This window comes from Pseudomonas sp. 8_5_2, assembly GCF_059295255.1.
On the sequence record NZ_CM181238.1, the window covers coordinates 186423 to 200257 of the forward strand.

General features: G+C 64.1%; 14 protein-coding genes. 10 read left to right on the forward strand and 4 right to left on the reverse strand.

The window, feature by feature from the left end; all coding sequences use genetic code 11:
- Positions 1-5: 5 nt before the first annotated feature.
- Entirely contained in the window at positions 6-305 is a 300-nt protein-coding gene (locus AC5O5R_RS00750; RefSeq protein ID WP_172225476.1) for a hypothetical protein, read from the reverse strand.
- A 147-nt stretch (positions 306-452) separates the two neighbouring features.
- Here AC5O5R_RS00750 and AC5O5R_RS00755 point away from each other — a divergent pair, with 147 nt between their 5' ends.
- Positions 453-1115 (forward strand): glutathione S-transferase, encoded by a 663-nt coding sequence (locus tag AC5O5R_RS00755; RefSeq protein ID WP_494514890.1) that lies wholly within the window; start codon positions 453-455, stop codon positions 1113-1115.
- Positions 1116-1180: 65 nt separating this feature from the next.
- Here the strand turns inward: AC5O5R_RS00755 and argH are convergent, their stop codons facing one another.
- Positions 1181-2581, reverse strand: coding sequence for an argininosuccinate lyase (gene argH, locus AC5O5R_RS00760; protein ID WP_494514891.1), 1401 nt, complete (start codon positions 2579-2581; stop codon positions 1181-1183).
- A 296-nt stretch (positions 2582-2877) separates the two neighbouring features.
- Here argH and AC5O5R_RS00765 point away from each other — a divergent pair, with 296 nt between their 5' ends.
- The 7 genes from AC5O5R_RS00765 to rsd all read left to right on the forward strand — a co-directional run bounded on the left by AC5O5R_RS00765 (position 2878) and on the right by rsd (position 9333).
- Positions 2878-3621, forward strand: coding sequence for a LytR/AlgR family response regulator transcription factor (locus AC5O5R_RS00765; RefSeq protein ID WP_172225467.1), 744 nt, complete (start codon positions 2878-2880; stop codon positions 3619-3621).
- 195 nt (positions 3622-3816) lie between these two features.
- A complete protein-coding gene (gene hemC / locus AC5O5R_RS00770) occupies positions 3817-4758 on the forward strand; it encodes a hydroxymethylbilane synthase (protein ID WP_172225464.1) in 942 nt (313 codons plus the stop codon).
- On the forward strand, positions 4755-5522 hold the full coding sequence (locus AC5O5R_RS00775; RefSeq protein ID WP_372242900.1) for a uroporphyrinogen-III synthase: 768 nt from the start codon (positions 4755-4757) through the stop codon (positions 5520-5522). Before hemC ends, AC5O5R_RS00775 begins: the two co-directional genes overlap by 4 nt.
- A 45-nt stretch (positions 5523-5567) precedes the next feature.
- Complete coding sequence (locus AC5O5R_RS00780; protein ID WP_372242899.1) at positions 5568-6668, forward strand: uroporphyrinogen-III C-methyltransferase; 1101 nt, start codon at positions 5568-5570, stop codon at positions 6666-6668.
- Positions 6665-7903, forward strand: a complete 1239-nt coding sequence (locus AC5O5R_RS00785) for a heme biosynthesis protein HemY (RefSeq protein ID WP_494514892.1) — start codon at positions 6665-6667, stop codon at positions 7901-7903. The genes AC5O5R_RS00780 and AC5O5R_RS00785 overlap by 4 nt, the downstream gene beginning before the upstream one ends.
- 221 nt (positions 7904-8124) lie before the next feature.
- On the forward strand, positions 8125-8631 hold the full coding sequence (locus AC5O5R_RS00790; protein ID WP_172225458.1) for a disulfide bond formation protein B: 507 nt from the start codon (positions 8125-8127) through the stop codon (positions 8629-8631).
- 231 nt (positions 8632-8862) lie between these two features.
- Positions 8863-9333, forward strand: coding sequence for a sigma D regulator (gene rsd, locus AC5O5R_RS00795; RefSeq protein ID WP_172225456.1), 471 nt, complete (start codon positions 8863-8865; stop codon positions 9331-9333).
- Between the two features lie 9 nt (positions 9334-9342).
- On the opposite strand, the gene AC5O5R_RS00800 is transcribed toward rsd, so the two are convergent.
- Entirely contained in the window at positions 9343-9981 is a 639-nt protein-coding gene (locus AC5O5R_RS00800; RefSeq protein WP_172286903.1) for an FKBP-type peptidyl-prolyl cis-trans isomerase, read from the reverse strand.
- A gap of 329 nt (positions 9982-10310) precedes the next feature.
- On the opposite strand from AC5O5R_RS00800, the gene AC5O5R_RS00805 reads away from it, so the two are divergent.
- Complete coding sequence (locus AC5O5R_RS00805) at positions 10311-11321, forward strand: AlgP family protein (RefSeq protein ID WP_494514893.1); 1011 nt, start codon at positions 10311-10313, stop codon at positions 11319-11321.
- On the opposite strand, the gene AC5O5R_RS00810 is transcribed toward AC5O5R_RS00805, so the two are convergent.
- The gene (locus AC5O5R_RS00810; protein WP_494514894.1) at positions 11297-11779 is read right to left on the reverse strand and encodes a TIGR02444 family protein; all 483 of its coding nucleotides are present in this window, start codon (positions 11777-11779) and stop codon (positions 11297-11299) included. The two genes, AC5O5R_RS00805 and AC5O5R_RS00810, sit on opposite strands and share 25 nt — an antisense overlap.
- Positions 11780-11829: 50 nt before the next feature.
- On the opposite strand from AC5O5R_RS00810, the gene AC5O5R_RS00815 reads away from it, so the two are divergent.
- Positions 11830-13740 (forward strand): ATP-binding cassette domain-containing protein, encoded by a 1911-nt coding sequence (locus AC5O5R_RS00815; RefSeq protein ID WP_172231820.1) that lies wholly within the window; start codon positions 11830-11832, stop codon positions 13738-13740.
- Positions 13741-13835 lie beyond the last annotated feature (95 nt).

The window sequence follows — 13835 nt, forward strand, 5'->3', positions numbered from 1 at the left end:
TCGGGTTATTCGTCGTCGCCTTGATCCATCTCAGGTGGCAGCTCTGGCAGCGCTCGTAGCGCGTTCTCATACCACTCGCGGTCGAACTCGCGATCTTCCTTCAGCATGTTGTCAACCTCGAAGGCCAGCACATGGGCCATCAGGTTGAGAATGTCTTCACGCTCGTAACCGACCAGGCTCAGTTTGTTGAAGGTGGCCTTGGCTGCCGCCGGATCGCCGCTTTCAATCTGGTTTTCGATGGCCTGGGTCAGCGTCGCCTCGGCGAAGGCTTCGTCGTCATTGTCGATGTCGGTTGGCTCGCTCATGGCGGTGCTCCTGTGATGGGATGCACAGTGTGCCATGCCCGTGGCGGCAATGCCTGGTCATCGACCGGGTGCATGACACTGGTCAGGGGCATGCGATAGGGCTATAAAAGCCGGGCCATCCCCATACGGCCTGGAGGCTGTTACCCCATGCTCAAGCTTCACGGATTCTCGGTCAGCAACTACTACAACATGGTCAAGCTGGCCCTGCTGGAAAAAGGCCTGCCCTTCGAGGAAGTCACCTTCTATGGTGGCCAGACCCCAGGCTCGCTGGAAGTCAGCCCGCGCGGCAAAGTGCCCGTACTGGAAACAGAACACGGCTTCCTCAGCGAAACCAGCGTGATCCTCGACTACATCGAGCAGACCCAGCCCGGCAAGGCGCTGCTGCCGAGCGATGCGTTCGGGCAGGCCAAGGTGCGCGAGCTGCTGAAGGAAATCGAGCTGTACATCGAACTGCCAGCCCGTACCTGCTACGCCGAGTCGTTCTTTGGCATGTCGGTGGAACCGCTGGTCAAGGAGAAGGCCCGAGCCGACTTGCTGGCCGGGTTTGCCACGCTCAAGCGCAACGGGCGTTTTGCCCCTTATGTAGCGGGTGAGCAACTGACGCTGGCAGACCTGATGTTCTGCTTCTCGGTCGATCTGGCGTACGCGGTGGGCAAGAAGGTACTGAACATCGACTTGCTGGCGGACTTTCCGCAGGCCAAGGCGCTGCTGCAGCTGATGGGCGAGAACCCGCACATGGCGCGGATCTTGGCAGACAAGGAGGCCTCGATGCCGGCCTTCATGGAGATGATTCGTAGCGGCAAGCGCTAACTGGGCCCAGCGCAAATCCTTGTAGGAGCAGCGCAAGGCTGCTCCTACAACAGCAGGGCAGTGGATCAGCCTTGGCGCGAAGCCAGCAGGGCGTTGCCACGAACAACGGCAGTACGCACCTGCGCCGGCGCAGTACCACCAATGTGGTCACGCGCATTCACCGACCCTTCCAGGGTCAGTACGGCAAACACGTCCTGCTCGATCTGGTCGCTGAACTGGCGCAGTTCGTCCAGGCTCATCTCGGCCAGGTCCTTGCCGGTGTCCACGCCGTACTTCACCGCGTGGCCAACGATCTCATGGCAGTCACGGAACGGCAGGCCACGGCGGACCAGATAGTCGGCCAGGTCGGTGGCGGTCGAGAAACCGCGCAGGGCCGCTTCACGCATGATGGCGTGCTTGGGCTTGATCGCCGGGATCATGTCGGCAAAGGCACGCAGCGAGTCGCGCAGGGTGTCGGCGGCGTCGAACAGCGGTTCCTTGTCTTCCTGGTTGTCCTTGTTGTAGGCCAGCGGCTGGCCCTTCATCAGGGTCAGCAGGCCGGTCAGGGCGCCGAACACGCGGCCGGTCTTGCCGCGTACCAGCTCTGGCACGTCCGGGTTCTTTTTCTGCGGCATGATCGAGCTGCCGGTGCAGAAGCGGTCGGGCAGGTCGATGAACTGGAACTGCGCGCTGGTCCACAGCACCAGCTCTTCGGAGAAGCGCGACAGGTGCATCATCGCGACGCTGGCTGCGGCGCAGAATTCGATAGCGAAGTCACGGTCCGAAACGCCGTCCAGCGAGTTGCCGGCCACGGCTTCGAAGCCCAGCAGCTTGCAGGTGAGTTCACGGTCGATCGGGTAGGTGGTGCCCGCCAGTGCGGCGCTGCCCAGGGGCATGCGGTTGGTGCGTTTGCGGCAGTCGACCAGGCGCTCGTAGTCGCGGCTGAGCATCTCGAACCAGGCCAGCAGGTGGTGGCCGAAGGTGACCGGCTGGGCCGTCTGCAGGTGGGTGAAGCCAGGCATGATGGTTTCGGCTTCACGCTCGGCCTGCTCCAGCAGGCCCTGCTGCAGGCGGGTGATTTCGGCCAGGATCAGGTCGATTTCGTCACGCAGCCACAGGCGGATGTCGGTGGCCACCTGGTCGTTGCGGCTACGGCCGGTGTGCAGCTTCTTGCCGGTGATGCCGATGCGGTCGGTGAGGCGCGCCTCGATGTTCATGTGCACGTCTTCGAGGTCGACGCGCCAGTCGAAGTTGCCGGCCTCGATCTCGCCCTGGATGGTATTCAGGCCATCAATGATGGTATCGCGCTCGGCATCGCTGAGCACGCCGACCTGCGCCAGCATGGTGGCATGGGCGATCGAACCCATGATGTCGTGGCGGTACAGGCGCTTGTCGAAGTCGACCGAGGCGGTGAAACGGGCGACGAATGCGTCGACGGGCTCACTGAAGCGGCCGCCCCAGGACTGATTGGTCTTGTCGGTGCTCATGGATTCACTCATTGCAGGCGTGAACGAAAAAGTGGCGCCGATGATAGCAGGGTTGGGCTGGCTGCCGCAGGGCGCCGGTCGACAGAAATGCCCGGAAAACGGCGCTGAAGGATTTCAAGGAATGAACGGCAGTGTTCCACGGACCGTCTACAGTTGGACAGAGGACTGGCGGTGAATCTGCCAGCCGAGTGAATCTTTGGCCATCGCACCGGTCTAGAGCGTGACCGCAGTGTCGCTCGAACCACACCTGTCTACGCTATACCTGTGCGAGACTCATTCAGGAATCCAGCGCAATTATGAATGTCCTGATCGTTGATGACGAACCCCAAGACCGTGAACGGCTCACCCGGCTGCTCGGCGAACTGGAGGGTTACACCGTACTGGAGCCCAGCGCCACCAACGGCGAGGAGGCCCTGGCGCTGATCGAAAGCCTCAAGCCCGATGTGGTCCTGCTGGACATCGGCATGCCAGGCCTGGACGGCCTGCAGGTTGCTGCTCGCCTGTGCGAGCGCGAGGCGCCGCCGGCGGTGGTGTTTTGCACCGGTGACGATGAATACGGTGCCGAGGCTTTCAAGGACAGTACCCTCAGCCATGTAACCAAGCCTTTCCACGGCCAGGCGCTGCGCGATGCCTTGCGCAAGGCCGAAAAACCCAACCGCGCCCAGTTGGCGGCGCTCACCCGGCCGGCCAATGAAGGTGGCGGCCCGCGTAGCCACATCAGTGCCCGCACGCGCAAAGGGATCGAGTTGATCCCGCTGCCCCAGGTGATCTATTTCATCGCCGACCACAAGTACGTGACCTTGCGCCATGAAGCCGGGGAAGTGCTGCTCGACGAGCCGCTCAAAGCCCTGGAAGACGAGTTCGGCGAACGCTTCGTGCGCATCCACCGCAACGCGCTGGTCGCCCGTGAGCGTATCGAACGCCTGCAGCGTACCCCGCTGGGGCATTTCCAGCTGTACCTCAAGGGCCTGGATGGCGATGCCCTCACTGTCAGCCGGCGCCATGTGGCCGGTGTACGCAAGATGATGCAGACCCTCTAAACCTGCACCGGCCCATCGCCGGCAAGCCAGCTCCCACAGGTGAAGCGCCAACCTTGAACCTTGCAGGGGGCCTGTGGGAGTTGGCTTGCCGGCGATTGGGCCGGTACAGGCAAGTACAGGATCCTGATCCGTATCTGCTAGCGATACCAGCGATGCTGTTATCATCGACAGCATTTCTCTGGATCGGGGCGTTTCATGTCCACTCGCGAAATCCGCATTGCCACCCGTAAAAGTGCCTTGGCCCTGTGGCAGGCCGAATACGTCAAAGCCCGCCTCGAACAGGCTCACCCCGGGCTGCTGGTAACCCTGGTGCCCATGGTCAGCCGTGGTGACAAGCTGCTCGACGCGCCGCTGGCGAAAATCGGCGGCAAGGGCCTGTTCGTCAAGGAACTGGAAACCGCCCTGCTGGACAACGAGGCCGACATCGCCGTGCACTCGATGAAGGACGTGCCCATGGACTTCCCCGAAGGCCTGGGCCTGTTCTGCATCTGCGAGCGCGAAGACCCGCGCGATGCCTTCGTGTCCAACCGTTTCGCCAGCCTCGAAGCATTGCCTGCCGGCAGCATCGTCGGCACCTCCAGCCTGCGGCGCCAGGCGCAGTTGCTGGCGCGCCGCCCGGACCTGCAAATCCGCTTCCTGCGCGGCAACGTCAACACCCGCCTGGCCAAGCTGGATGCCGGCGAGTACGACGCCATCATCCTCGCCGCCGCCGGCCTGATCCGCCTGGGCTTCGAAGACCGTATCACCGCCAATATCAGCGTCGACGACAGCCTGCCGGCTGGCGGCCAGGGGGCGGTAGGCATCGAATGCCGTAGCGCTGACCAGGAAATCCACGCCCTGCTGGCGCCACTGCACCATGTCGATACCGCCGACCGGGTGGTGGCCGAACGCGCCCTGAACAAACACCTGAATGGTGGCTGCCAAGTGCCGATCGCCTGCTACGCGGTGCTCGAAGGCGATCAACTCTGGCTGCGTGGCCTGGTCGGCCAGCCCAGCGGAGGTACCCTGTTGGTGGCCGATGCCCGCGCTCCCCGCGCGGCCGCCGAAAGCCTGGGCGTACAAGTGGCCGAAGACCTGCTGGGCCAGGGCGCCGAGGCCATCCTCAAGGAAGTCTATGGCGAGGCCGGCCACCCGTGAGTGAATGGCGCCTGTTGCTGACCCGGCCTGCCGAGGACTGCGAGGCGCTGGCGCAATGCCTGGCGGCAGCGGGGGTGGGCAGTAGCTGCCTGCCGTTGCTGGCGCTGGAGCCTGTGGCTGTGGATGCCCGGCAACGCCTGCTGCTGGAAAGCCTGCATGGCTTTGCCGCGATCATCGTGGTCAGCAAACCGGCCGCCAGGCTGTTGCTCGAGCAACTGGCCGAGGCTGGCCTGCGGCCTCCACAGCAGGGCTGGTTCACCGTGGGCGAGGCCACCGCCGCAGTACTGCAGGGCGCAGGCCTCGAGGTAAGCTTCCCGCCGCGTGGTGATGACAGCGAGGCCTTGCTGGCCATGCCTGGCCTGCACCAGGCGCTGGAGGTGGCAGCGCCATGCGTCTTGATCGTTCGTGGCGTCGGAGGTCGCGAACTGCTGGCAGAGCGTCTTGCACAGCAAGGTGCTAGTGTCGATTATCTGGAACTGTATCGTCGCTGCCTTCCGGCTTACCCGCCGGGCACGCTGATGCGCCGCATCGAAGCGGAACGCCTCAATGGCCTGGTGGTCAGCAGTGGGCAGGGTTTTGAACACTTGCAGCAAATGGCCGGCGCCGATTGGCCGCAGCTGGCACAGCTGCCGCTGTTCGTGCCAAGCCCGCGGGTCGCCGAACAGGCCAGGGCCGCCGGGGCCCAACAGGTTGTGGATTGCCGTGGCGCCAGTGCCACGGCCTTGCTGGCAGCCGTGCAGCGCAGCGCTGCACCTGCCTCTTAAGGCGCTAAGCTGAACGCGATGCGCCCCCATGCAAAGGATGGATACGTGAGCGAGACTGTCTTGTCCAATAACGATCAGCCGTCGGCACAGACGCCGGCGGACCCCGTTGCCCCGCCTCCTGCCAAGCGCTCTGGCAGTGGCCTGGCAGCACTGGCCCTGCTATTGGGCGCGGCCGGGGTCGCAGTAGGTGGCTGGGGTGTCTGGCAGGTGCGTCAACTGCAAGGCAGCGAGTTCAACCAGGGCCAGCACCTCGAGGCGCTGAACCAGCGCACCGAAGCCCTGCAGCAACGCGAGCAGCAAATCAGCGCGCAGCTGGCCAGCCTGCCGGCAGCCAGTGAGCTGGAAGACCGCCGCCGCCTGGTGGCGCAGCTGCAAGGCGACCAGCAGCGTCTCAGCCAGCGTCTGGAAACCGTGCTTGGCGAGAGCCGCAAGGAATGGCGCCTGGCCGAGGCCGAGCACCTGTTGCGCCTGGCGACCCTGCGCCTGTCGGCCCTGCAGGACATCACCAGTGCCAAGGCGCTGGTCGAGGGCGCCGACGAAATCCTGCGCGAGCAAAGCGATCCGGGCGCCTTCGCTGCCCGCGAGCAACTGGCACGCAGCCTGGCCACGCTCAACAGCACCCAGCAGCCTGACCGTACCGGCCTGTTCCTGAAGCTGGCCGCGCAGCGTGAGCTGGTGCAGCAGCTCAGCGCCCAGTCGCCCGAATTCGACAGCAATGCCGATGCCCTGGGTGCCCTGACCTCAGACGGTGATGGTGCCAGCCGCCTGTCGCAGTGGTGGGCTGAGATCTCCAAGTACTTCCAGATCGACTTCAACGCCGATGACAACGTGCGGCCGCTGTTGGCCGGGCAGCAACTGAACCAGCTGCGCCTGGCCCTGAGCCTGACCATCGAACAGGCCCAGTGGGCGGCGCTCAATGGTGACGCCAAGGTCTACAGCCAGGCGCTGGACGATGCCCGCAGCGTGCTGCTGGCCAACTTCAACGCCGACAACCCGCAAAGCAAGGCCATGCTCGACAGCCTCAATGCCCTGGCCGACCAGCCGGTGTCGGTGGTCACGCCTGACCTCAGCGAAAGCCTGGCTTCGGTGCAGGCCTATATCCAGCGCCGTCATCTGCCGGCCGAGGCTGGAGGGGGCAAGCCATGAAGCGTGTCTACCTGCTGGCGGTGCTGGCGATCGTGATCGCAGCGGCGCTGGGCATTGCTGTCGCCAAGCACAGCGGCTATGTGCTGGTTTCCTATGGCAGCTTCCGCTATCAGTCCGGGCTTTGGGCAGCCTTGGCCGGCTTGGTGGCCGTGGTCGCGGTGCTGTGGTTGCTGCGTTACCTGGTGGGCCTGGTGCTGACCTCCAGTGGCGTGGTCAACCCATGGTCGCGGCGTAACCGCAGCCGGCGTATCCGCCTGTCCATCGAACAGGGCCAGCTGGACCTCGCCGAGGGCCGTTGGGCCAGCGCTCAGCGCCACCTGCACCGTGCCGCCGAGGCCGAGCGGCAGCCGCTGCTGTACTACCTGGGTGCCGCGCGGGCGGCCAACGAGCAAGGCCGTACCGAAGACAGCGACAACCTGCTGGAGCGTGCCCTGGAGCGCCAACCGCAAGCTGAACTGGCCATCGCCCTGACCCATGCCCAGTTGCAGATGGACCGTGGCGAAAGTGATGGTGCCCTGGAAACCCTGCTGGCCATGCAGGAACGTCACCCGCACAACAGCCAGGTGCTGCGCCTGCTGCAGCGCCTCTACCTGGAGCGCGGCGACTGGTCGGCACTGATCCGCCTGTTGCCCGACCTGCGCAAGGGCAAGGTTTTGCCGGCTTCCGAGCTGGCGGCGCTGGAGCAACGCGCCTGGGGCCAGAACCTGAGCCTGGCGACGACCCGTGGCGAGGACGCGCAAGCTGCACGTCAGGCCCTGGAGCGAGCCTGGCAGCAGTTGACTGCGGCCCAGCGCCAGGAGCCGCAACTGGTGCTGGCCTATGCCGAGCAGTTGCGCCAGGTGGGCGCCGAAAGCGAAGCCGAGCAGGTGTTGCGCACGGCCCTCAAGCGAGACTACGAAAGCCACCTGGCACGCCTGTACGGCCTGGTGCGCGGTGACGACCCTGCACGCCAACTGCAAACCGCCGAAGGCTGGTTGAAGGCTCACGCGCAAGACGCCAGCCTGCTGCTGACCCTGGGCCGCCTGAGCCTGCAGAACCGTCTGTGGGGCAAGGCGCGTGACTACCTTGAAAGCAGCCTGCGCATGGAGCGCAACCCCGAGGCCTGTGCCGAGCTGGCCCGCTTGCTTGCCGGCCTGGGCGAGACCGAACGCAGCAACCAGCTATTCCAGGAGGGCCTCGGCCTGCTGGACGAGCGTCTGCTGGCCCTGCCTTTGCCAGAAGGCGTACGCGCCTGACCTACCCCATGGCCCGCGCCAAGGTGCGGGCCATGGGGGCGGGTAGCTTTTCCATTGATGTAAGTCATATCTGCCGTCCTTTTCTTCAGACGTTTCCTACCGCTCTGGTAGAAATATCCTTCGCGACTCAGCGACTTCTCGCTACTGTCTCGCCTTGAAACAAAGCGCGTCGTTCCTCTACTGTTTCAAGCCACTACATTTTCCCCGGACTTTCCCCGCCCATGCTGCCGGCCCGTTTGCGCACATTTTTTCTTCCTGCCTGCCTGGCCGCACTGACGGTACTGGCCGCGTCCTTCCAGCTTGAAAACATGCTCGGGCTGGTGCCGTGCCCGTTGTGCCTCAGTCAGCGGTTGGTGCTTGGCGTGTATGCGTTGCTGTGCCTGGCGGCGGTGTTGCAGGCACCAGGCGGGCAGGGCATCCGGCATTACGCGCGGGCGACGTTGGGCTGCTCCCTGGCCGGCGCGTTGCTGGCCGCACGGCATGTCTGGTTGCAGGGTGCCGATGGGGCGAGCCATGGCTGCCCCGTGCCGATCGGGCGGTTGCTCGAGCAATCCTGGGGCGAGGCTGCCCGGCAACTGTTGCTCGGTGGCCCGGGTTGCCACTCGCTGACCTGGAGCTTTCTTGACCTCACCCTGCCCGAGTGGAGCCTGCTGGCCTTTCTGCTTTTGGCGATGCTGCCCTTGAGCTGCCTGCTGGCGTATCGTTTCCGCAGCCTGGCAAGAACCTGACCTGGCGCAAGGCGGGGCCATTAGTGCGACCAATGGCGATATCACCGGGTATTAAACACTTGTATGAACTTAGTCTGCTGCGTACCTTGAAGGGCAGGCCGTGCGGGAATAATCTCCCAGCACGCATACTGAAAACACAACTGCTCGATGCCGTCCTGCTGATGTCACCTTTGTGCTTCGTCTTCGTCGCGCGAGGTGCAGCGGCATCTACCCAGAAGGGAAGAGATCGCCATGCTCGATAGTTGTCAGAACGCCCAGGAACGCTGGGGTGGGGTTCATGATCTGATCGACCGTTGGCTGAAGGAGCGCCAGGAACTGGTGCAGGCTTTCCGCGCACTGCGCGATTTGAAGCCGGCCTTCGCCGACAAGGACACGAACGGGGATTTTTGCGGCCTGCTGGTCGACTACGTTTCGGCGTGGCATTTCGAAGTCTGCGAGCAGCTGGTCAGTGAGGCCAAGGCGTTCGATGACCAGAAGGCGCTGAAGCTGGCCGAGGAGATCAACCCGCGGATCAACGACAGCACCCAGATCGCATTGGCGTTCAATGATCATTGCGCCAAGGGCGAATGCAAGGACACCGAGCGTTTCGCCGAGAAGCTGACCAAGTTGGGCGCTCTGTTGCACGAGCGCTTCGAGCTTGAAGACTGCCTGATCGAGGTATTGCACAACGCCCACAAGGAAGAAGGTGCGGTCGAGGCCTGAGGGCGTGCGTCAGTCGCCAACCGCCAGCAGCTCGATTTCGAATACCAGTGGCGTGTAGGGTGCAATCAAGTCACCCGCGCCCTCGGCACCGTAGGCTTGTGCTGACGGAATCACCAGGCGCCATTTGGCGCCAGCGTGCATCTGCGGCAATGCCACTTGCCAGCCTTCGATTACCGAGTCCAGGCTGAACCACTGAGGGGTCTGGTTCTGGTCGAACACCGAGCCATCCGGCAGCCTGCCTACATAGCGCACCTGTACCTTCCCGCCCGGTTTCGGCTGCGCGCCAGTGCCAGCTTGCAGTTCGCTGTACAGCACACCTTCCGGTAATTCATGCATGCCGTAACGCCCGCGCTCATTGGCCATGAAGCGTGTTTCGGCAGCCTGCAACTTTTGCGTGGCGGCATCGCCTTCCTGTGTTTCGTGCTGCTGGAGCACGGCCTGCATGCGTGCCTTGTCCAGCTTCAAAGGTTGGCCCTGGTAGGACTGGCGCAGCCCCTCGACCAGCGCATCCAGCTGCAGGCCTGGCATGTCCTGACGCAGCCGCTCGCCCAGGCTGGCGCCCAGGCTGTAGGCAAGGTCGTGCTCATCGCTGTCCGCCAGGGCGATGGGTGCCAGCAGGCACAAACCTAAAACAAGATATCGAGGCATGGTCGGCTCCTGGCGCGCAGTCCGTGTAGGAGCGGCCTTGTGTCGCGATAGGGGTGCGAAGCGCCCCCAGGGTTTGTGCATCAAGCTGATATTGCCGGGGCCGCTTTGCGGCCCATCGCGACACAAGGCCGCTCCTACAGGGATGCGTTGCAAGGCAACTGGCAAATATCAGCAATGATTAATTCTGCAACTACACTTTCATGCAGCTGCAAGATAACAACTTTGCCCAGGCATGCAACGCGGCGTAAATATTACTGTCAACATGCCCTAGCGGCGGTAGCAGCAGAAGCATAGTATGAGCCGCAATCTCGTCAGCCAGGAGGTAAACCATGTCGGCCAAGAAGAAGCCAGTAAGTACGCCGTTGCACCTGCTCCAGCAACTTTCGGGCAGCCTGCTCGAACACTTGGAAGATGCCTGCTCACAAGCGCTGGCTGATGCGGAGAAACTGCTGGCCAAGTTGGAAAAGCAGCGTGGCAAGGCTCAGGAAAAACTGCACAACGGTCGCCTGAAACTTCAGGATTCGGCCAAGGCAGGTAAAGCCAAGGCGCAGAACAAGGCGCAAAAAGCCATCGGCGAACTTGAAGACCTGCTCGATTCCCTCAAGGAACGTCAGACTCAGACTCGCGCGTATATCCAGCAACTCAAGCGTGATGCTCAGGACAGCCTGAAACTGGCCCAGGGTGTAGGCAAGGTTCGCGAAGCAGCTGCCAAGGCGCTTGATCAGCGCGCCGCCAAGACCACCAAGCCAGCTGCGGCCAAGCCAGCGACCAGAGCTACTGCTGGGGCGAAACCTGCGGCCAAGCCAGCTGCCAGAACTGCTGCTGCAGCCAAACCTGCTGCCAAGCCAGCTGCCAGAACTGCTGCTGCGGCGAAGCCTGCAGCCAAGCCAGCTGCCAAAGCCGCTGCTGCAGCCAAACCTGCAGCCAAGCCAGCTACCAAAGCCGCTGCTGCAGCCAAACCTGCGGCCAAGCCAGCTGCCAAAGCCGCTGCTTCAGCCAAACCTGCGGCCAAGCCAGCTGCCAAGGCCGCTGCTTCAGCCAAACCAGCGGCCAAGCCAGCAGCCAAAGCTACTGCTGCGGCCAAGCCGGCGCCAGCGAAAGCCGCTGCCGCCAAGCCAGCTGCAAAACCAGCTGCCGCCAAGGCACCGGCACGTACAGCGGCCAAACCCGCTGCAAAGCCAGCCGCCGCCAAACCGGCCGCCAGCAAGCCAGCCGAAGCGAAACCGTCTACGCCCGCCAGCACCCCGGCCACTGCGACCAACTCAGCTTCTCCGGCAGCTTCGACAGGCGCTTCGGCACCTGCCAGCACCCCGGCTCAGGCACCTTCTTCGGCGTCCTGAAGCGCGGCCGCCGCGACGCGCAACCGACCCAGCGCGTCGTGGTGCCGAGCCTGTTCCGGCGCCAGCCGGGTCAGCCAATCGTCCGTGGGCTCAGCCGAGTCCGCGGCCCACTGTAGCGAGCGTTTCTGCAAGCGCTCCAGCAAGGCCTTCTCGGCCTGCAGCTCCAACCCCTTGACCTGATCACGCAAGGTCGCCAGCTGCGCATCATCCTGCGCTGCAGCTCGCCATTGCTGGCGCAAGGTGCGTAAGGGGGTGACCACTTCTTGCTGCCAGCGCTGGGCAACCTCGCGCAGCGCCTGCACGCGCGCGTCCCCCACCGCTACCCCACGTGCTTGCAGCCAGGTTGCGCACAGCAGCAGGCAGACATCGCCACCCAGCGCCTGCAGGTCAAGGCAGGCGGCCTCTACGCCGGGCTTGGTATACAGGGCCAGGGCGTGATTCCACAGGTCGGTGTGCATGGTTCCACTCGCGCTATGGGCCGAGGAAGCTGGTAGACTCCGCGACCATCATGATCAGACTATCCAACCTCACTTTACAGCGTGGTCCGCAGCGCTTGCTAGATGGCGCCGAGATGACCCTGCACGCCGGTCACAAGGCCGGCCTGATCGGCGCCAACGGTGCCGGAAAATCCAGCCTGTTCGCCTTGCTGCGCGGTGAGCTGTCGCCCGATGGCGGCGATTGCCTGCTGCCCGGTGACTGGCGCATTGCCCACATGCGCCAGGAGGTCGACACCCTCGACCGCCTGGCCGTGGACTATGTGCTCGACGGCGACGTGCGCCTGCGCAAGGTCCAGGCCGAACTGGCGGTGGCCGAGCAAGCCCACGACGGCACCGCCCTGGCACGCCTGCACAGTGAGCTGGAAAGCGCCGACGGTTATACCGCCGACGCCCGTGCGCGCAAGTTGCTGGCGGGCCTGGGCTTCACCAACGAGCAGATGGATCGCCGCGTCGGCGACTTTTCCGGTGGCTGGCGGATGCGCCTGAACCTGGCCCAGGCATTGATGTGCCCTTCCGACCTGCTGCTGCTCGACGAGCCCACCAACCACCTGGACCTGGATGCCATCCTGTGGCTTGAAGACTGGCTCAAGGGCTACCCCGGCACGCTGTTGCTGATCTCCCACGACCGCGACTTCCTGGATGCCGTGGTCGACCATGTGCTGCACGTCGAACAGCGCAAGCTGAACCTTTACAAGGGCGGCTACAGCGCCTTCGAACGCACCCGTGCCGAACGCCTGGCGCAACAGCAGCAAGCCTACGAGAAGCAGCAGGCGCAGCGCGCGCACATGGAAAAGTACATCGCCCGCTTCAAGGCGCAAGCCACCAAGGCCCGCCAGGCTCAAAGCCGGATCAAGGCCCTGGAGCGCATGGAGGAGCTGTCTGCGGCGCATGTCGATTCGCCGTTCGACTTCGTCTTCCGCGAATCGCAGAAAATCTCCAGCCCGTTGCTGAGCATGTCCGAAGGCCGCCTGGGTTATGGTGACAAGGCCATCCTCGACAAGGTCAAGCTGCAGCTCACACCGGGTGCGCGTATCGGCCTGCTCGGCCCCAACGGTGCCGGCAAGTCGACCCTGATCAAGAACCTGGCCGGCGAGCTCGAACCGCTGTCCGGCCGCCTGGTACGTGGCGAAAACCTGGCCGTTGGCTATTTCGCCCAGCACCAGCTGGACTCGCTGGACGACAAGGCCAGCCCGCTGCTGCACCTGCAGCGCATTGCCCCCACCGAGCGCGAACAGACCCTGCGCGACTTTCTGGGTGGTTTCGACTTCCACGGTGCCCGCACCGACGAGCCGGTAGTGAATTTCTCCGGTGGCGAAAAGGCCCGCCTGGCGCTGGCCCTTATCGCTTGGGAGCGGCCGAACCTGCTGCTGCTGGACGAGCCGACCAACCACCTCGACCTGGAAATGCGCCTGGCGCTGACCATGGCCCTGCAGGAGTTCGAGGGGGCGGTGGTGGTGGTATCCCACGACCGTCACTTGCTCAAGAGCACCACCGACGATTTCCTGCTGGTGGCCGACGGCAAGGTCGATACCTTCGATGGCGACCTCGACGATTACAGCCGCTGGCTGGTCGAGTTCCGCCAGCGCAGCGCCCCGGCCAGCGCTGCCCCGGTCAACCCGGACAAGACCGACAAGAAAGCCCAGCGCCAGGCTGCGGCAGCCTTGCGCCAGCAACTGGCCCCGCACAAGAAAGCCGCTGACAAGCTGGAAAGCGAGCTCAACCAGGTGCACGCGCAACTGGCCGAGATCGATACCGTCATGGGTGACGGCGGTCTGTACGAAGCTGCACGCAAGGATGAGTTGCGTGACCTGCTGGCGCGCCAGACCAAGCTCAAGCAGCGCGAAGGCGAGCTGGAAGAGGCCTGGATGGAAGCGCTGGAGACCCTCGAAAGCATGCAGGCGGAGCTTGAGGCGCTGTCTTGATCGGGGGGCTTGGATTGGGTGAGGACTGAAGGGTGTTCGCCTTGACTCTTTCAGCGCCTGTGAGATCGAGCGCCGCGCGGGCGGCGCTCGGTCTC